This is a genomic window from Vibrio sp. 10N.222.54.E6, from assembly GCF_041473955.1.
In the GTDB taxonomy this organism is placed as follows: domain Bacteria; phylum Pseudomonadota; class Gammaproteobacteria; order Enterobacterales; family Vibrionaceae; genus Vibrio; species Vibrio tasmaniensis_A.
Genome location: NZ_JBFRTD010000028.1, coordinates 115,491 through 132,554 on the forward strand (window position 1 = coordinate 115,491; position 17,064 = coordinate 132,554).

The 17,064-nt window shown below is 43.3% G+C and carries 17 protein-coding genes; 7 read left to right on the plus strand and 10 right to left on the minus strand.

Annotated elements, in window-relative coordinates; all coding sequences use genetic code 11:
• Positions 1 to 39: 39 nt before the first annotated feature.
• Together AB4513_RS16220 and AB4513_RS16225 are read right to left on the minus strand one after the other, a co-directional pair.
• The gene (locus AB4513_RS16220; protein ID WP_102257523.1) at positions 40 to 1,884 is read right to left on the minus strand and encodes a bifunctional diguanylate cyclase/phosphodiesterase; all 1,845 of its coding nucleotides are present in this window, start codon (positions 1,882 to 1,884) and stop codon (positions 40 to 42) included.
• Between the two features lie 180 nt (positions 1,885 to 2,064).
• On the minus strand, positions 2,065 to 2,961 hold the full coding sequence (locus AB4513_RS16225; RefSeq protein ID WP_102257522.1) for a LysR family transcriptional regulator: 897 nt from the start codon (positions 2,959 to 2,961) through the stop codon (positions 2,065 to 2,067).
• A 108-nt stretch (positions 2,962 to 3,069) separates the two neighbouring features.
• Between AB4513_RS16225 and AB4513_RS16230 the strand changes: the two genes are divergently transcribed.
• From AB4513_RS16230 to AB4513_RS16240, 3 genes are all read left to right on the plus strand, one after another.
• Positions 3,070 to 4,275 (plus strand): multidrug effflux MFS transporter, encoded by a 1,206-nt coding sequence (locus tag AB4513_RS16230; RefSeq protein ID WP_012600277.1) that lies wholly within the window; start codon positions 3,070 to 3,072, stop codon positions 4,273 to 4,275.
• A 122-nt stretch (positions 4,276 to 4,397) separates the two neighbouring features.
• On the plus strand, positions 4,398 to 4,748 hold the full coding sequence (locus AB4513_RS16235) for a hypothetical protein (RefSeq protein ID WP_004731829.1): 351 nt from the start codon (positions 4,398 to 4,400) through the stop codon (positions 4,746 to 4,748).
• Positions 4,749 to 5,085: 337 nt separating this feature from the next.
• Positions 5,086 to 5,220 carry a hypothetical protein gene (locus AB4513_RS16240; protein ID WP_004731825.1) on the plus strand — a complete coding sequence of 45 codons (135 nt, stop codon included), beginning with the start codon at positions 5,086 to 5,088 and terminating at the stop codon, positions 5,218 to 5,220.
• A 156-nt stretch (positions 5,221 to 5,376) separates the two neighbouring features.
• On the opposite strand, the gene AB4513_RS16245 is transcribed toward AB4513_RS16240, so the two are convergent.
• The 3 genes from AB4513_RS16245 to AB4513_RS16255 all read right to left on the minus strand — a co-directional run bounded on the left by AB4513_RS16245 (position 5,377) and on the right by AB4513_RS16255 (position 8,098).
• Complete coding sequence (locus tag AB4513_RS16245; protein ID WP_012600280.1) at positions 5,377 to 5,994, minus strand: glutaredoxin domain-containing protein; 618 nt, start codon at positions 5,992 to 5,994, stop codon at positions 5,377 to 5,379.
• Between the two features lie 68 nt (positions 5,995 to 6,062).
• Positions 6,063 to 6,953, minus strand: a complete 891-nt coding sequence (locus AB4513_RS16250; protein ID WP_102257521.1) for a DMT family transporter — start codon at positions 6,951 to 6,953, stop codon at positions 6,063 to 6,065.
• Between the two features lie 155 nt (positions 6,954 to 7,108).
• Positions 7,109 to 8,098 (minus strand): porin, encoded by a 990-nt coding sequence (locus AB4513_RS16255; RefSeq protein WP_029225491.1) that lies wholly within the window; start codon positions 8,096 to 8,098, stop codon positions 7,109 to 7,111.
• 376 nt (positions 8,099 to 8,474) lie between these two features.
• On the opposite strand from AB4513_RS16255, the gene AB4513_RS16260 reads away from it, so the two are divergent.
• Positions 8,475 to 9,488, plus strand: a complete 1,014-nt coding sequence (locus tag AB4513_RS16260; RefSeq protein ID WP_102257520.1) for a succinylglutamate desuccinylase/aspartoacylase family protein — start codon at positions 8,475 to 8,477, stop codon at positions 9,486 to 9,488.
• A gap of 167 nt (positions 9,489 to 9,655) precedes the next feature.
• Here the strand turns inward: AB4513_RS16260 and AB4513_RS16265 are convergent, their stop codons facing one another.
• From AB4513_RS16265 to AB4513_RS16280, 4 genes are all read right to left on the minus strand, one after another.
• Positions 9,656 to 10,105: a PTS sugar transporter subunit IIA gene (locus AB4513_RS16265; RefSeq protein WP_009845709.1), complete on the minus strand. Its 450-nt coding sequence runs from the start codon at positions 10,103 to 10,105 to the stop codon at positions 9,656 to 9,658.
• Positions 10,102 to 11,358 carry a PTS ascorbate transporter subunit IIC gene (locus AB4513_RS16270; protein ID WP_009845708.1) on the minus strand — a complete coding sequence of 419 codons (1,257 nt, stop codon included), beginning with the start codon at positions 11,356 to 11,358 and terminating at the stop codon, positions 10,102 to 10,104. The genes AB4513_RS16265 and AB4513_RS16270 overlap by 4 nt, the downstream gene beginning before the upstream one ends.
• Before the next feature lie 10 nt (positions 11,359 to 11,368).
• Entirely contained in the window at positions 11,369 to 11,638 is a 270-nt protein-coding gene (locus tag AB4513_RS16275; protein ID WP_009845707.1) for a PTS sugar transporter subunit IIB, read from the minus strand.
• 284 nt (positions 11,639 to 11,922) lie between these two features.
• Positions 11,923 to 12,399 (minus strand): hypothetical protein, encoded by a 477-nt coding sequence (locus AB4513_RS16280; RefSeq protein ID WP_009845706.1) that lies wholly within the window; start codon positions 12,397 to 12,399, stop codon positions 11,923 to 11,925.
• Positions 12,400 to 13,010: 611 nt separating this feature from the next.
• Here AB4513_RS16280 and AB4513_RS16285 point away from each other — a divergent pair.
• From AB4513_RS16285 to AB4513_RS16295, 3 genes are all read left to right on the plus strand, one after another.
• Positions 13,011 to 14,219, plus strand: coding sequence for a NupC/NupG family nucleoside CNT transporter (locus AB4513_RS16285; RefSeq protein ID WP_009845705.1), 1,209 nt, complete (start codon positions 13,011 to 13,013; stop codon positions 14,217 to 14,219).
• A 339-nt stretch (positions 14,220 to 14,558) separates the two neighbouring features.
• Positions 14,559 to 14,828 carry a hypothetical protein gene (locus AB4513_RS16290; protein WP_009845704.1) on the plus strand — a complete coding sequence of 90 codons (270 nt, stop codon included), beginning with the start codon at positions 14,559 to 14,561 and terminating at the stop codon, positions 14,826 to 14,828.
• 45 nt (positions 14,829 to 14,873) lie between these two features.
• A complete protein-coding gene (locus tag AB4513_RS16295; RefSeq protein ID WP_009845703.1) occupies positions 14,874 to 15,485 on the plus strand; it encodes a class I SAM-dependent methyltransferase in 612 nt (203 codons plus the stop codon).
• A gap of 97 nt (positions 15,486 to 15,582) precedes the next feature.
• Here the strand turns inward: AB4513_RS16295 and AB4513_RS16300 are convergent, their stop codons facing one another.
• The gene (locus AB4513_RS16300) at positions 15,583 to 16,791 is read right to left on the minus strand and encodes a DUF3541 domain-containing protein (RefSeq protein WP_102257519.1); all 1,209 of its coding nucleotides are present in this window, start codon (positions 16,789 to 16,791) and stop codon (positions 15,583 to 15,585) included.
• Between the last annotated feature and the right edge of the window lie 273 nt (positions 16,792 to 17,064).

Below are 17,064 nucleotides of genomic sequence, written 5' to 3' on the forward strand. Positions count from 1 at the left end.
CGCGGCTTTTTGATTTTAGGTTGAGGTAGTAAACGGCGTTTAGGCTAGAGGTTCTGAGTGAGTGACGTAGCTAACGATAGCTTCTGGTCGCATAGGTGGAGAGTAGAGGTATCCTTGAATTTTGTCACACCCCATTGCGTGCAGCTTTTCTAATTGCTCACGCTTCTCTACGCCTTCCGCAACCAATGACACATTGAGTCTGTGTGCCAGTTGAACAATCAACCACACAACACTTTCGGATGTTGAGTTTGTCAGCAAATTTCGAATAAAGGTGGCATCAATCTTAATACAATCGATAGGGTAGCTATGAATGTAATTTAAGCTTGAGTAACCAGTACCGAAATCATCTAGAGCGATCGTGAACCCTTGTCCCCTTAGAAAGTCGAGTGCTGACTTTGTTTCTTGAGTTGGAGATAACAGCACGGTTTCGGTTAGCTCAATGACAAACTCGTTTGCTTTAAAGTGATGCTGTTCAATCGTTCGAGTGAGATAGGAAATATAACGCTTAGAATCGGTAAGCTCGTGAGCGGAGCAGTTTATTCCAAGCTTAACTTTGTAGCCTAAGCCTCGCTCCAATGTTGTTTTAGCGCGGCATACCAATTCGATGATCCGTTCACCCAGTTCCACAATCAACCCCGATTCTTCCGCTACCTGAATGAACTCCACTGGCGAGATGTCGCCATGTCTTGTGGTTTTCCAACGAGTTAACACCTCGAAGTAATCCCATCGTGTATCAATGTGATCAACGATTGGTTGTACAACCACGTACATTCCATTGTCATTAGGTGCCTGACTGTCTGATATGGTGCTATCAAGCTCACTTCGTAAGGCGGCGATTAACTCGGCTTTCCTTTGGTAACGAACCCTTAGGTGAGTGTCGTAACATTGAATATGAGTATCTTGACTATGCTGGCACTCTTTTAGCGCCAAACTGGTGTTGAAGATGATTTGCTCTACGTCTTTATTGTCTCCATCTGACCGGGCAATGCCGATGCTGACGTCGAAATCGATTTTGATATCAATACTAGTGTAACCTTGCTTTATCTTATCCAGTATTTGTTTGCAAACCGCTATTGGGTCTGAATGATAGGTAATGAATGCGAACTCATTGCCAGCCGTCCGGAACGTCAGGTTGTTGTCGGGCAAGGTTCGGCGCAAGGTCTCTGCAACGAACTGAAGCACCTTATCGCCAATATAATTACCGTGCATATCATTAATGGCTTTGAAGCTATTGATGTCGAGCAGAGCGAGCGTGAAGGGAGTGACACTCTGCTGAGTGATCGATTCCAAGGTGTCTGATAAGCAGCTACGGTTTAATAGCCCAGTTAGACTATCGTGTGATACTTCGTAACTGAGTTGATTAACCAGTTGCTCAGAACGGTCGTTGAACCACATTTCACGCAAGGTGTGAATGACGATATCTGCGAACAACTGGTGGTGTTTTATCACATCTTGTTGCTGATCTGTACTCATAGGCGAACTAAAGGTTGAGAAAAGCACACCCATGACTTCGCCACTTTGACTGCGTGCTGGGATAGCGATTGAGTTCTGTGAGGTGATTTCCTGTCTAAATGCTGATGTTGGGAGTGACTGAACGATATACTGAGCAAATGAGCAATCTGGGTGTTTTTGATTAACGGCTTGTTGGTATATGTGACCATGGCGTGCGTTTATTTTGTCATGCAGTACATGGTCAGAATGGGCAATGACCAAAGGAACCATTTGATCGGGGAAGTGCTTTTTCTCAATGATACTGGTGTATTGAGTACCGAAGGTTTGATGCAAAGTAAGCACGGCAGACTCTAAAAGGTCGATACCTTCCAATTTGAGTAAGCGGCCAATGCGCTCTGTGTCTATCATGCAATTGCGTGTATGTTGAGTCATAGTCACCATCCGTAGCCAACCAGAATCGTGTGTAAGCTGTATGTGTATGATCTTGTGTATACGATCTTGTAGCAGCACCGTCTTAAATATTAACAATGCAACTTGCATTAATAATTTTGATATGCGTCTAGTTTATTATCGATCGTGTTGTGTGATTTTTCAAATTTAGTGCGATATATTTCAAAAAATTTGACTATTTCTTTCTTTGTCTAGCCTATCTTTTAGGTGGTCTAAAAATAGCTTGGTTCGTGTATGTGAGTAGTCAAGCTTAGGGTAGTACGCGTAAACCATCACTTCGTCGGCTGTTATATTTGGTAATACTGGAACCAGTGTCCCTTGTTTAAGATCCTCTTTGATCATTGCTTTGATGGTTAACAGTACGCCCATTCCTCGCTTCGCGGCATGAAACAAAGCCTCAGGATTGGTGGTCGCAAAGTTACCGTTCAAAGTGATGCGTTGTCCTTTAGTTAGCGTGACTTCACGAATAGGACGCTCTCCCCATATTAAGGAGTTGTGCTGTTCTAAGTCTTGCTCGTTGATGGGATAACCATGTTTAGCCAAGTAACTGGGAGCGGCATAAAAGCTGGCTTTGTGTTCAAATAGTGGTGTTTTCTTGAAGCTTAACGAGTTGAGTTGTTCCAGTTCACGACTGATCACCAGGTCCAAGCCAAGCTCAGGTAATTGACCTGGCGTGGTGGTGATAAGCTGTACTTTAATGTCTGGATACTTTTCTAAGAAGTCGTCCATGTATTGCACGAGAAACTTAGAACCAACAGCAATGGTTGCGCCAATCTTTAGCAGGCCCGCAGGCGTTTGGTTAACCGATCGGGTTTCATCAATAATCGATTGCCAATTATCGAGCTGATCTTTGGCTCGCAGATAAAAGAGAGCCCCCGCTTCGGTTTGGCTGATTGAGCGCGTGGTGCGCTTTAATAGTTGAGTGCCAATACGTTCTTCTAACCAGTTCACTCTTTTGCTGATCGCTGAGCTGGTGGTATTGAGTTTACGCGCTGCGCCATTGAAGCTGCCTTCTTCCACCACTTTTACATAACTTTTTACGTTAAGAATCCAATCCATACTATTTCCTGTTGGGACTTAATTAAATTCCAATTTAGCTAATTATCAATTATTGGTTTTGAATGTAAACTCATCTGATGAACAAATAACAAACGAATAGGGAATTTTTTGAGCCAATCGACCTTTAAAAAAACACCGCTACTCTTAGCCATGATGATCATAGCTACAGGACAGGTAGGGGTGAGTATCTATTTACCATCATTGCCGCTAATTGCTTCAGACTTAAGTGTGACTCAGGTAGATGTACAGCTGCTCGTTACGCTGTTTCTTGTGGGTTTTGGCTTGTCTCAGCTATTTTACGGGCCGATGTCCGATGCCGTGGGGAGAAGACCTATCTTCTTGTTAGGTCAGGGTGTTTATTTGATTGGTACTGTTGTTTGTGTTGTTTTTTCCGACAACATGACGGCGTTAGAGGTTGGTCGCTTGTTGCAAGGTCTAGGTGCGGGTAGTGCCTCGGTTCTTGGGCGAAGTGTGCTGCGCGACAGCTATGATGGCCTTCAACTGACCAAAGCACTGTCTTATATTTCGGTCACCGCTTCGATCATGCCGATTATTGCGCCCGTGTTTGGTGGTTGGATCTCATTCCACCTCGGTTGGCAGGCGGTGTTCCTGTTTGTTCTTGTGTATTTACTGGCGATATTCACTCTCGGCTATTTTGTTCTTCATGAAACTTTACCATACGGGAAGAGCCGCTTTGAAGTCAGTCAAGTGGTCAAGAACTATGGCCGTTTGTTGACGAATCGCCAAGTGTTGACCAGTGCCAGTTATAATTGGATGAGTTACATGGCGAGTTTGGTGTCGCTATCGCTGTTTCCATTCTTAATGCAAGAGCAATTGGGGCTGACAGCCGCTGAATACGGATCGTTGATGATAGTCCCTTCGGCTGGCTTACTGATTGGTAGCGTGGCTTTGAACTTGCTCAATCGTAGGTTTAGTACACCACAATTGATGAGTCTTGCGATTTTGATCATTTTAGCTTCAGGGACTTGGTTACTTACTCATGAGTTATCCATCTTTAACTTAGTGTGGGCATTTACGTGGTTAGCTATCGCTCAAGGTATCTCCTTCCCTCTATCGATCAGTATGCTATTAGAACCTCATAAGAAGAAAGCGGGCGCGGTGTCGGCACTGTCAGGTTCAATTCAGATGTGTTTGGCGGGTTTACTTGGTGGATATCTAGTCGAGAGTTGGGTGACGACTCACCTACAGCTCGGCGTGTTTTATCTGATTATTGGCGCTTGTATGGCTACAGTACTTTGGTCTTCAACGAGAATGAATAAGAAAGCCACAGCTACCGAAGTTGAGTACAGTTAAGCAGCTGAAGTACAGACCAGTTAAACAGCTAGCTCGCTATAGTTCAGCATACAGTCGTTAATACGTTGTATTTGTATGGATGGTTTTCTACAATACCAGCGTCCATTTAATAGGTAATAAACATGCAGCAAAATGAATTTGAAGTACTGGTAAAAGCTATCTGCGCACTAGATGGCCTGCCTCAAGCACTTGAGTTATTGAAATCCAATGAGGATACAGAAGTCGCTGAGGCTGCTGGATCACTAACAGGTCAATTTGCGCTAGCTGAAGTTGAAGGCGAAAAGCGTATTTACCACGTGACGCTTCAAGAAAATGAACAAGGCGAAGAGCAAGAGTACATCGAACATGTCATGAATGAAGGCGATGACTTAATCAAATTTGCAGCTTGGTTCTTTGAAACTATGTTTGAATTAAAGCAAAAAGACACATACCAAATTGCGGGTAAAACTTACAGACAGCCAAAGCGTAGCTAGTGTTTTAGTTACTAACTATTAGGCATTAGCGAATAGTGTCCTTTTTAAGGTCAGTGTTTCTAAGCTAAGTATTTAAAAAGCAGCTCTCTTGAGCTGCTTTTTTTATGAATGTCTAAACCAATGTCTTGGATTGCAAATGGGTATGGTGAATCAAGGTTAGACGGACTTAACATTAACTCATTGATATAACGATACAATGCTGATTTACGCAGAAACAAGAATACGGACGTTGCAATAGGATGAGTCAGTTGCACTAAAATGTGATTTAGATCTTGTTTTTGGCCGCTTTAAGTGTAGAATCCGCGCATAAGAAAATCGATTATGTGCGGAGATAAGCATGAATTACGAACTAGGCCACGCATACCTTGGTCAAATGGTAGCAAAAAACATGATGCACGAAGCATTGTATGGCAAGCCAAAGCCAAAAAAAGCATCATTCTTTAAGCGAATGATGAAGAAAATGGCGAAATAAGCATTTTCAAAAACGGAATTTAAAAAGGCCTTAAACTCGATGAAGTTTAAGGCCTTTTTCGTTTTAGCGATTAATGAAGGTCATCGCTCGTTTTGTTGTGGATGGACACAAAAAACACTGATTAATTCCCGATCGGATTTGTAACTCTGTGTGAGTTTAACCTGTCGATTGGTTGGATAGGTCGACAACATTATTCGGGATGGTATCTAAACCATTTTCTTTCATCCATGCTTCTAAGTTGTCTGCTCCACCGATGTATTTACCATCGAGCCAGATCTGAGGAACGGTTACTGGTGTTTTCTCACCAATGTGCGCTTTGACCTCTGGAATCATGCGATACAAAGCTGCGCTGTCTTTTACGACATCGTGGTATTGGTATTCAACACCCGCTTCATCAAGCATTTTCTTTGCCTTAACGCAGAATGGGCAGGTCGCTTTACCATAAACGATGTTGCCTTTTAGGCTGTCGCGTTTGGTCCACTCTTTGATCACGGATTGAACTAACACACCGCGGTTAAGCGCTTCGCCTTGGCTTACAACCTTGCCTTCAACAACAAGGATTGGAGCATGCCAAGAACCCAGTTTTAGCGGCTCCCACCAGTGAGACAACCAATCTTTCACTTCCAGTTCGACATCGACATCTGATAACTCATTCTCAAAAGTATCCTTAAGAATGTCTTTGGTAAGGGTACATTCCCCACATGGGATATTAACTTTAAATGGACCCCAGCTGCCTGCCCAACGGTATAGTGTAATCTTGACTGGTTTCTTCATGCTTACGGCCTCGTTTGAATTCTCTTATCCATATAGAACGGACAGTCGAACTATTTATTTCATCGATCCTAAACTTTCTTTATTTTCGCCGGTTTTTTCGTTTCCCAATGGGTAATAAATGCAACTGACGCAATAATAATAGCAGCCCCTAGCCATAAACGACCCGGTGGAACCCAACTAAATACAATCCAACCCGCTAGAACATTTAACGGTAATTTCGCGTGGTCAAAAGGTTGCACAAACGAAGCATCAGCAACTGAGTAGGCTTTTACAATTGCCCATTGAGCGAGTGCCGTCATAACACCGACAACAATCAAGATAGCCCAAATTGTACCGCCGCTTGGAGTCTGCCAATCTGGCGCGGCAAGCAGGATGTTAAATGGTGTGATCAATAGCAGCAAGTACACCACCATGGTTGAAGGACTGTCTTGCGAAGAGAGTCTTTTCACCATGAGTGAGTAGCATGCCCAGAAGAAAGCCGCGCCAACCGGTAACAGTGTTGCCCAGTTAAAGTCTTCTGCCCACGGCTCTAGAATCACCATCGCACCAGCGAAGCCGGCTAAGGTCGCGCCCCAGCGAGCAGCCCCAACTTTCTCTTTGAGGAAAAGTCCTGAGCCTATGGTTGCAAACAATGGCGACGTCATGAGAAGGGCAATGCCTTGCCAAATAGGTACTGGGTAAGCCAATGCCCATATCCAAAGTTGAATACCAATAACAGACAAGAAGACACGGAATACGTGCAACTTTAGGTTGTCGGTTTTTAGCGCGCGGCGAATGCCCAGCGTTTTCAGATAAGGAAGAATAGCGAACAACGCGATGGCGTATTGAATGACGGCAACGGTGGTAGAAGTAAGTCCGAAATGAATGCTAGCGACTTGAGTTAGGCTATTAATAACGGCAAAGGCTAAGCCTGCGGTTAGCATCCAGCTAGCGCCTTGGATCGGATGGTGTTGTGACATGATGCTTCTAATTATTTGATGTGGTTCACCTATGATACGGATTTAGCACCACTTAACCAGAAAAAGCATTGATGAAGTTGGTCAGAATATTTGAATATGAAAAAAGGTTGAGCAACCGCCCAACCTTTCTAGTCTCTATCTAAAGTCGATTTAGATTAGAAATCGTAGCGGACACCTAGGCGAAGTGTGTCTTCACCAGCTGTCACGATACCTTTTGCATTTTTAACTTCGTCTAAACCATTAACGTAGTAAGAAAGGTATGTGCGGAAATTGCTGTTTAGTTTGTAGTAACCAGCTAATTCAATACCGTCGACAGCGTCTACTTTTGCTCCGCTGTTGATTTCATCTTCTTGGTAAGTATATACGACTGCAGCAGATACTTGCTTGGTGAATTTGTATTGCGCTGCAAATTCCATAGCAGTGAATGACTTAGCATCGGTACCTGTCGCTTTATCATCTAGGTCGCCTGTTGAATAAGTTGCAGCTAAGTACAGGTTGTCTAGAGAATACGCTAGGCCGGCAAGGATTTGGTCTGCGCTACCTTTATTTTCCCCTAGGTCTTCACCTGAGTAGGCTAGGCCAAGATCTAAGCCCATTGGCAGTGAGTAAACACCAGAAATGCCGTAGCCGTCAGAGTCTTTTTTGCTGTTGGTTTGGTAAGTGGCTTCTAGTTGCAGGGCATCAAAGCCGCCACGGTATGCAAATACACCATCTTCTTTATCAGAAGCTGCACCGAATGCTTGCTGCACACCAGAAAACTCAGTGATATCTGTAAAGTCAGATACGATAACTGAAGCCATATCTTGGCGACCGACAGAAACGGCTTGGCCGTCAAAATCAACACCTGCGTACATGTAACGGTTTTCAAACTTATCAGAACCTGTGTCTTGCTCAGCTTCGTAGAAACCGAATGCCGTTGCAGTATCTGTAAGTTCTGTTTTACCACCAAGGTTTAAACGGAAACGAGTTTTATCTTTCATTGAACCTTCAACTTCAGCACCACCGGAACCAATGAAATCACCACGGAATTCTGCACGACCACCAATTTTAAGTTCTGTACCATCAGAGCTGTAAACCGTTGCTGCTAACGATGAACCTGAAACTAGTGCCGCTACCACTGCAGAAGCTAGAACTGCCTTTTTCATAATCACTTACCTTGTATTTTAAAATCCGTGAGCAATGCGCTCTCCGTTTCGATATGAAACTAATCTAGAGCAGCTAAATTAAGCTTTCATTTCTGTAAAATTACATTTTCGTGAATAGGGAACTTTTTAAGTGTTGATTTTATTGCACTTTTATTTCAGGAACCTGAGTGGTTTGTGAATGGGTATACCACTCGTATTTCCTTATTCGGTTACTTTTTCAAGTTTCTATTTGGGTGAGGTGATAATGATATGGGTGAACCTTATGGTGAGGTTAGAGCTTCTTCATCTTATTAACTGTTTGTACTGATTAAGATATCCTCTATGATGCCAAAACTTAGAAAAGAATAAATTTTGCTCAACAAGATGGAGACGTTGGATGAAAACAGAGTACTTAGGCGATGTTTTACAAGGTAGGCAGGTTATTGGCGCCTTAAATGTTGAAGACTTACCGATTGGAGAGCATCAGTTTTGGTTTCAAGTAACCAGTGATGGGTTAGGGCAACCTAAAAACATGCCGGTTTCTGTTTTCAAAGGCAGTCAAGACGGCCCGAAGTTGCTGATCACTGCCGGGATTCATGGTGATGAGCTAAACGGTGTGTTGGCTGCTCAGCAAATTATCCGAGATTTAGTAGGCAACACATTAAAAGGCACGGTGACAGTTGTACCAACTGTGAATTTGTCTGGCTTGCTTAACCACAGCCGCGATTTTATCTCTTCGGATCCGGGCTCTTGCCCTGCCAACCTTAATCGACTCTTTCCGGGGGATGCACACGGCTTAGCCGCGGAGCGATTCGTCGCATCTCTGTGGGATCGCTTACTCAAACACAACGCGACATTTGCTGTTGATCTGCATACCCAAACTCGTGGTGCCGTGTATCCACTTTATGTGTTTGCTGATTACCGAGTAGAGCAATGTTTGGAGATGGCGAGGTTAATGCAGCCCGATTGTGTTCTTAATGATCCCGGCGATCCGGGTATTCTTGAAACGGTCTGGAATCGAAGTGGAATTCCGAGCATTACAGTGGAGGTCGGGATGGGGAAATTTACTCAACCTGACATGATTCAACGAGCCGTAGATGGTGTTTTTAATATTCTTTCTTACTACGAGATGCTTGATGCTGAAGGTTTACGAGACAAAAAGCCACTGCCAAGTATAGATTGGATAGAGGGCAATAATGTGGTGTCTATCCGCGCTGATATTGGTGGATTTGTGTTGCCTCATGTCGAGCTTTTACAAAGCGTAGAGCAAGATGATCTTTTGGCGATTCAATACGACGCTTTTGGTAACGAATGTCGTCGTTATCATGCGCCGTCTGCCGGACGTGTACTTAGCTATAACGTGGATGCATTAAGGGAGCCGGGGGCGCTTGTCTGTCGACTATTGAGTTGAGATGCTTTTAGGTGAGAAGCTCTGTAGTTGGTAAGTTCTGAGTTGAAAAGCTCTTCGGCGGGCATCTCTTTGTTAATCTGGTGCATCGTCATTTGAAACGTGTAAAAAAAAGACCGAGCAGGGCTCGGTCTGATAGCTTTTCTCTGGAGTAACAGCTTTTAGCGTAACTAGTATCGCTTTAAGATCTCGATGATCTCTTGCTCTGTTTCCGCTGCGATAATGGCATCAATGTCATCATCATTTTGGAACAACTCTGATAGCGCCATAATAGTATGGATATGGCTATCTGAGTCCATCGCTGCCAGAGTGATTGAAAGGTAAACGTCACCGTTGTCTTCCGACTCTAAATCAACACCCTTTTTGAATACTGTCACCTGCAGTGATGCTTCGTTCACACCATCTTCAGGACGAGCATGAGGCATCGCAATCTTTGGTGCTAGAACATAGTACGCGCCGATGTCTTTGTGCTTTTGCTTGATAGCTTCAACATAGCTTGCTTCAATTTTCTTGCTTGCTAACAGTGTTGAACAGGTTAAATCAATCGCAGCATCAACCGTTAGGTTCTCTTCAGAGTTGATGATAACGCCTTGGTTACCGATTAAATCGAATAGGCTCATGAAACAATCCATCCTAGAATCAGACCAACAACACCGAAGTCGAAGTCAGCAAATGTTGTTGCTTCAAGCCCAAGACCACCCAGTACTGGAAGTAGTAGCATTGGTAGGAAAGAGATACACAGACCTTGCGTGAATGAACCTAGAATTGCACCACGTAGACCGCCAGTCGCGTTACCGTAAACACCTGCCGCACCACCTACGAAGAAGTGTGGAACCACACCCGCTACAATGATTGTCCAACCAAGTGCACCTTGAACTGCCATTGCTAGTAGGCCAGCCGCGAAAGAACAAAGGAAACCGATTAGTACCGCGTTTGGTGCTACTGGGAATACCATAGGGCAGTCTAGAGCAGGTTTTGCTCCTGGTACTAGTTTGTCAGAGATACCTTTAAATGCAGGAACGATTTCAGCAATTAGCATCTTCACACCTTGCAATACGATGTAAACACCACCAGCAAAGATTAGAGATTGCATGAAGGTAAATACAACCCAGTTTTGACCGCTTGATACTGTTTCTACAAACTCGCCGCCCGCAATAATAGACGCAAGCATGAAGAAGATAGCCATTGTTGTTGCTACGGCTACTGGCGTATCACGCAGGAACATTAAGCTTTTAGGAACTTGGATGTCTTCTGTTGATTTTGATGTGTCACCGAATTTGCTACCAATGAAGCCAGACACGATGTAAGACAGTGTCGAGAAGTGACCGATAGCCAGTTGATCAGTACCCATCACTTTTTCAGTGTACTTTTGGCCTAGCGCTGGCATCACAACCATTAATGTACCCACAATGATAGAGCCGATTGCGACTAGAACTGTGCCTTCAATGTTTGCTGTAGACAAAATTACCGCTACTAACATAGACATGAACATTGTGTGGTGACCCGTTAAGAAAATATATTTTAAAGGAGTAATACGAGCCAATAAAATATTCACAACGAATGCGAAGAACATAATTAGAGCCATTTCATAACCGAATGCTTCTTGTGCTAATGCAACAATTGCTTCGTTATTTGGAATAACACCACTTACGCCGAATGCTTCAGTAAATACAACTGAGAAGTTATTTAGTGCGCCAACAAGAGCGCCAGCACCAAAACCTAAAATTAGGAAACCCATTACGGTTTTAATTGTGCCTTTTAGAATGGTGGAAATATCAGCTTTCTGTGCAACAAGGCCAATGAAAGCAATTAAGCCTACCATGATTGCTGGCTCTTTTAATAAGCCGAGCATGAATTCGAAAAAGTTCTGCATAATTTTGACCTTACATGAAAGTTTTTAGTTGTTCTTCGATTGATGCTTTGTCAAAAATATTTTTAAGGCTGATTATGTTCTCTTTTCCGCCTTCTTTCAGTTGGTTTGCAACGTCTGTCGCTGCTACCCAAATATCCGCGTTGCTTGATGCAGCTGATGACAGATCTTCGTGATCAACTTCCGCTTCGAAACCGATTTTTTTAGCCACTTCTTTCACTGCCATTTCCATCATTAGTGAAGTACCAAGGCCGTTACCGCAAACTACAAGAATCTTTTTCATAATATTTGTCTCAATTGGATTTTAGGGGTTGAGAAACTGCGTTCTCTTATTGTGCGGGAGCATAGTAATGGAAATATTGAGATTTCAATAAGATCTCCATCACAAAGCTAAAATGAGATTGTGACGGAGGTCTCGCTTGTGTGTGGTAAAGATCCAGAGTGAGACTTTGATCAAATTTAACTTTTCACACGAATATGCAACGTATCTATTGAGAAAGGTTGGGGGGAATGTATTTGTCTATTGGAATGTAAATATATAGAGGGTCTGTTGAAGGAAATAGAGAATTAATCGTATCGACCGTAGTCGGTAAGCATTTTCTTAAGCATGCTATTAACGTCTTTGGTCTTTTTATTTCTTTTAGTTAGTTGGCTAAGAGAAGTCGGTTTTGGCGAGGTAACATTTTCACCATCTATTTCTTCGGTTTTATCTTTCATTTTCTGTACGGCAGGCAATAACATTCTAATTTCTTCATTATTGATATTGGTCAGAACCACAATATTTTCAGATTCAACTTGGGTAATAGTTAATATGCCATGCTTAACGGATTCAACCTTTTCACCAATCATAATTGATTCAGGTGCGACAGAGCGATCGGTTAACTGACCTGTACGTAATTTCGCCGCACTGATAGCGCGGATATTTCCGGTGTTTTCAAACGCAACAATAACAGTATAGGTGTTATAATACTCAACTACTGTCACATAGCCGTGTCTATTTGTTTTGAATCTAGCTCCATTGTTCATGTCGTGCGGAGCTTCCATTTTCTTCACGTGTTTCCTCTCTTAGTCTCAATGGCTGTTATATCTAATCAGCTCTTCTCGTTTTATAGATAATGAATGGGGGAGATAATGCAAAGTATATACGCATCTAAACTTAAGATGAATCTTGAAGTCATAGTAAATGAGGGAGAACACAGAAAAGTGGTAATAATCACACAGAATTAACCGAGAGGTTACGCTCATACGCTTAAGGACTTAACATTCCAAATTCAACCTTATACAGATTGTTTACAGTTTTTGAAGAACGAAAATGACGATAAACACTGCGTTTTGTTTAATCCTTGACCGCGCGATCGTTTGCGTTGAAAAATGTGATGAAAGTCTCACTTAACTGTTTATACTTCTTTTCCGGTTTTAAGCCGGTGCTTAGCCAATACAAGCCGTCACATGGATATGTGAATGACCCCACGGACCGGACCAGCTACGTTCCACTGCTTGTATAAGGTGATTTTTACATGAACAACTCGTTGTTACATTCGCTAACCCTGTTAGCTCCTTCATCGCGTAGCGTTTTGCTTGCGGTTCTTTGTCCTATTCCTTTGATGTCATTCGTTTGGCTCATGTTCACTCTTTAAGGATTACTAGGACACATTATGAATATTCTATTTGGTTTTGTCGGTGTTCTTGCACTGATTGCTTGTGCGTACCTGCTATCTGAAAGTCGTTCTTCGATTAACTGGAAAACAGTCTCTCGTGCACTATTACTTCAAATCGGCTTCGCGGCTTTGGTGTTATATTTCCCGTGGGGACAATTGGCGCTAACGAGCCTAAGTAATGGCGTTTCTAGCCTGCTTGGTTTTGCAGACGCTGGTATCGCATTCCTTTTCGGCGACCTTGCAACTGAAGGTTTCATTTTCGCGATACGCGTACTTCCAATCATTATCTTCTTCAGTGCTCTGATTTCGGCACTTTACTACCTCGGTATCATGCAAAAAGTGATTCAAATCTTGGGCGGAGCGGTGCAAAAACTGCTGGGCACCAGTAAAGCTGAATCCTTGGTAGCGACAGGTAATATCTTTCTTTCTCAGGGTGAGTCTCCTCTTCTTATTCGTCCGTTTTTAAAGTCTATGACTCGTTCGGAACTGTTTGCTGTAATGGCAGGTGGTATGGCGTCGGTAGCGGGTAGTGTGCTTGGTGGTTATGCTGGTTTAGGTGTTGAACTTAAATACCTTATCGCAGCAAGTTTCATGGCAGCTCCGGGTAGTCTGTTAATGGCGAAGATCATCGTTCCTGAGCGCAGCACACCAAGTGACTACGACCATATCGAACTCGATAAAGCTGACCAAAGCAACGTGATCGATGCACTGGCAAGCGGCGCGATGAACGGTATGAAAGTCGCGGTGGCTGTCGGTACTATGTTGATTGCATTCGTGAGTGTAATTGCGATGGTGAACACTGGCCTAGAAAGCTTAGGTGAGACGTTCGGTTTTGCGGGTATTACGCTGCAAGCTATCTTCGGTTACTTGTTCTCGCCTTTAGCATGGCTGATTGGTATCCCGAGTGATGAAGTCTTAATGGCGGGTTCTTACATTGGTCAGAAGATCGTAATGAACGAGTTTGTTGCTTTCATCGATTTCGTTGAGAACAAAGCGCTGTTATCTGAACATAGCCAAGTCATCGTGACGTTTGCTCTATGTGGCTTTGCTAACATTGGCTCTATCGCTATTCAGCTAGGTTCGATCGGTGTTATGGCACCAGAGCGTCGTGCTGAAGTGGCAAACTTAGGCTTGAAAGCAGTCGCTGCTGGTACGCTTGCAAACCTAATGAGTGCGTGTTTAGCGGGTATCTTCATCCTGCTTTAAGCGAGATTCAGTTCAAGCGCCTAAATTCAGTTGAAGCGGGCACCTTTCTTGCGGATTTAACGTGAGAAGGGTGTCCGCTTTTTTGTGCCTGCTCGTTAAGTTGATTCAGATTTTGAACCACCACTTTTATTGCTATGCGGTGTATAAGGCTCACTCGGAAGAGTAATAGAGCAGGCCTGTTTTATCCGATATACTTGAATATCATTAGGTTGCGATTAATAGCATTCGGCTTCAATTAAGAAAATCCGGTTTCTATTAAGAACACTCGGCTCCGAATAAGAATATTCCGTTCCGACTAAGAATACGGCAACCAAGCTCAAATTTATCAAGGGTCTCTCTATGAACATGCGCGTTCTCATCGGTCTTATTGCTACCTTCATTGGCTTGTTTGCGATGATTTATCTTATTGCTGGTGGTACTCAGTTTCCTATCTATCAGTGGCCGCAAGAAGCGTATCTCGGTTTGGTGTTTAGCGTAGTATGGGGCACTGGCGTCGCTGCATCGGTGGCTTATGTCTTCTCAGCTTTGGTGTTTGTGACTGTCGCCGTGGTTTGCTATGCGATCGGTTATAAAAGCGGTGGGCTCTTTTCTTCAAATTCCGACGTCTAAGTTTATTGAGGCGTACTTATGTTCATTGAAGTGAGATTTGTTTGAATGCACTGGCTCGATCGTTGGAAAGTGTATCGCTATCATCGCAAACAGGCTAACCGAGCGAATGGCGATAAGGCTAAAGCTTTAGGGTGGACTAGCGAAGAGAGCCAATTATGTCGCTTTGAAGTGATTGCTCGTTCGGCTGACTTTGAAAAGAAGAGTATTTTAGATTTGGGTTGTGGCTATGGCGAGCTGTTTGAGTTGCTCGCCAGCATCTATCGCATTCAATCTTACACCGGCGTTGACCAACACGCAGGCTTTTTAAAGAAGGCGAAACAGAGCTATACAGAAGATCGTTGTCGGTTTTTGTCGGGTGATATGAGCCAAATGAGCCTTGAGGTACACGATGTAGTTATCGCCAGTGGCTCATTGAATTACATCTCTCGCGACTCGGATTATCTGACTAACATGATTACTCGTATGTTTGGACTAGCGAATCAGACGGTGATTTTTAATCTGCTCAATTCAAGCCAATATCCTTCACGTAATACCTTGATGAGTTATCACCCTCAAGGCGTATATCGATTCTGTAAAACACTCTGTGATGATGTTTCCTTGATAGAAGGTTACGCTGAAGGGGATTTCACGATAGTGATGAACAAAGTCGTATCCTGAGCCTGAATGAAGTGTTGGTGTGGTAAGAGTTAAAAAAGCCGCAGACCTTGAGAGGTTTGCGGCTTTTTGGGTTCTAAAATCAACTTAAGTATTATGGCTAGTGCTTCAGCGGTTGATTTTCAACTAGTCCGTAAGGGATGTTAGTAAATACTTTAGGGTTACCTTCATAAGTCGGTGCTTCGTTCACTTGCTGCCAATCGAGTAGCATGATAGCGAGTACGTTGCGGTGCTCTCCATACTTGAGATCAAAATCACCGGTGACCGAAGGGATCATGCCTTTTGTCTTATCGATAGATGCCTGGATTGCAAGCCTAGTTTTCTCTACAACCGGGTCATTCTCTAGACCGGCTAGTAAGAAAGTCAACCCAACCTCAGCAATCACATCCTCTTTAGCTCGTAGCAGGATCGTATCGATGTTTTCTCTGAAGTAATCGTAGACCCATTGGTGTTCTTGCTCGCTTACTTGGTGCTGGTAATACTCAGAATCTCCAAAGATCACATGTGTCATACCATAGATCTTATTGCCGTATTGCTGGCTTGAAAGCTTCTTGTCGTTATCGTCTGGGTAGGCTTTTTTGAAGGTATCGACAAATTCATCAACGACATCTTGTTCACCTAATTGGCGTAGCCAGTAAACTTGATTAGCGAGTTGGGCTGCCCACGCTTTCACCATATCTTCATTGGTCACGTATCGTGAAAAGTCATAACGACGAATAATCTCGCGCAGTTTGACATCGTTCTTGTGTTCTAAACCGTACTCATTGGCGCGCGCCATAGAGCCGAGAAGGTCAACACCAAGATATAGATATTCTGGCATGTGCTTGGTGATGTTGTAGCGTCGAACACTGCGTTCATCGCTATCGCCAACATAGGAAGCAACACGCTTTTCTGAGTACAGTACGATTTGTTCCATGGTGTGAACATCATTCGACAAGCGGCTGAGCTTACTTGCGACACGTGCCATGTCACTCCATACCGCGGCAGAATATTTGTCGTCTAATGTTTGTCGATACATACGCAAACCATAGTGACCCTCTTTGAATGCAGGCAGAGTGTAAAGTTGGCTTTCGTAGGTTGTGCGAATCAGATCGGCGGATTGTTTAAAAGATTGCTCTCGAGAGTCGAGAACACCAGCTTGTGATTGAACATTTGGTACGATTGTTGCGTGTATGTTAACGGGCTCTTGTATAGTAACAGTCTGTTGTGTGTCAAAAGCCGTTAGCGTATCTGAAGTAGCTTGTGCGTGAACAGCAACCGCAACTGAGATTGATAACAATGTGCACAGAGTTAGCGTTTTTAGCTTCATGTTCGTAAGGTACCAAGCTGATTAATTGTGAATATAAAATAACACTCATGAATCTTTCAATGTAAGGTTTTGGTCAATACATTGTAATCTTTAATAAGATTGATTCGATATTTGGTTCAGTAATCAATGTGTCTAATGGACTTTAAGTGATGAATGACTCAATAATGAAATGAGCACTAGGCTAAGTGTATGTATTTAAATAGCTTAACGGCATACTTAAAGAGTTAGTCTGATATGAGCAAATTTAAGAACAAAAAGGTTTAGGGGGTCTGA

Coding starts and splice junctions, on each gene's coding strand:
- AB4513_RS16285 (WP_009845705.1), top strand. CDS start 13,011: ATGAATATTCTATTTGGTTTTGTCGGTGTTCTTGCACTGATTGCTTGT.
- AB4513_RS16270 (WP_009845708.1), bottom strand. CDS start 11,358: ATGCAGAACTTTTTCGAATTCATGCTCGGCTTATTAAAAGAGCCAGCA.
- AB4513_RS16260 (WP_102257520.1), top strand. CDS start 8,475: ATGAAAACAGAGTACTTAGGCGATGTTTTACAAGGTAGGCAGGTTATT.
- AB4513_RS16265 (WP_009845709.1), bottom strand. CDS start 10,105: ATGAGCCTATTCGATTTAATCGGTAACCAAGGCGTTATCATCAACTCT.
- AB4513_RS16225 (WP_102257522.1), bottom strand. CDS start 2,961: ATGGATTGGATTCTTAACGTAAAAAGTTATGTAAAAGTGGTGGAAGAA.
- AB4513_RS16280 (WP_009845706.1), bottom strand. CDS start 12,399: ATGGAAGCTCCGCACGACATGAACAATGGAGCTAGATTCAAAACAAAT.
- AB4513_RS16295 (WP_009845703.1), top strand. CDS start 14,874: ATGCACTGGCTCGATCGTTGGAAAGTGTATCGCTATCATCGCAAACAG.
- AB4513_RS16240 (WP_004731825.1), top strand. CDS start 5,086: ATGAATTACGAACTAGGCCACGCATACCTTGGTCAAATGGTAGCAAAA.
- AB4513_RS16275 (WP_009845707.1), bottom strand. CDS start 11,638: ATGAAAAAGATTCTTGTAGTTTGCGGTAACGGCCTTGGTACTTCACTA.
- AB4513_RS16290 (WP_009845704.1), top strand. CDS start 14,559: ATGAACATGCGCGTTCTCATCGGTCTTATTGCTACCTTCATTGGCTTG.
- AB4513_RS16235 (WP_004731829.1), top strand. CDS start 4,398: ATGCAGCAAAATGAATTTGAAGTACTGGTAAAAGCTATCTGCGCACTA.
- AB4513_RS16255 (WP_029225491.1), bottom strand. CDS start 8,098: ATGAAAAAGGCAGTTCTAGCTTCTGCAGTGGTAGCGGCACTAGTTTCA.
- AB4513_RS16245 (WP_012600280.1), bottom strand. CDS start 5,994: ATGAAGAAACCAGTCAAGATTACACTATACCGTTGGGCAGGCAGCTGG.
- AB4513_RS16300 (WP_102257519.1), bottom strand. CDS start 16,791: ATGAAGCTAAAAACGCTAACTCTGTGCACATTGTTATCAATCTCAGTT.
- AB4513_RS16220 (WP_102257523.1), bottom strand. CDS start 1,884: ATGACTCAACATACACGCAATTGCATGATAGACACAGAGCGCATTGGC.
- AB4513_RS16250 (WP_102257521.1), bottom strand. CDS start 6,953: ATGTCACAACACCATCCGATCCAAGGCGCTAGCTGGATGCTAACCGCA.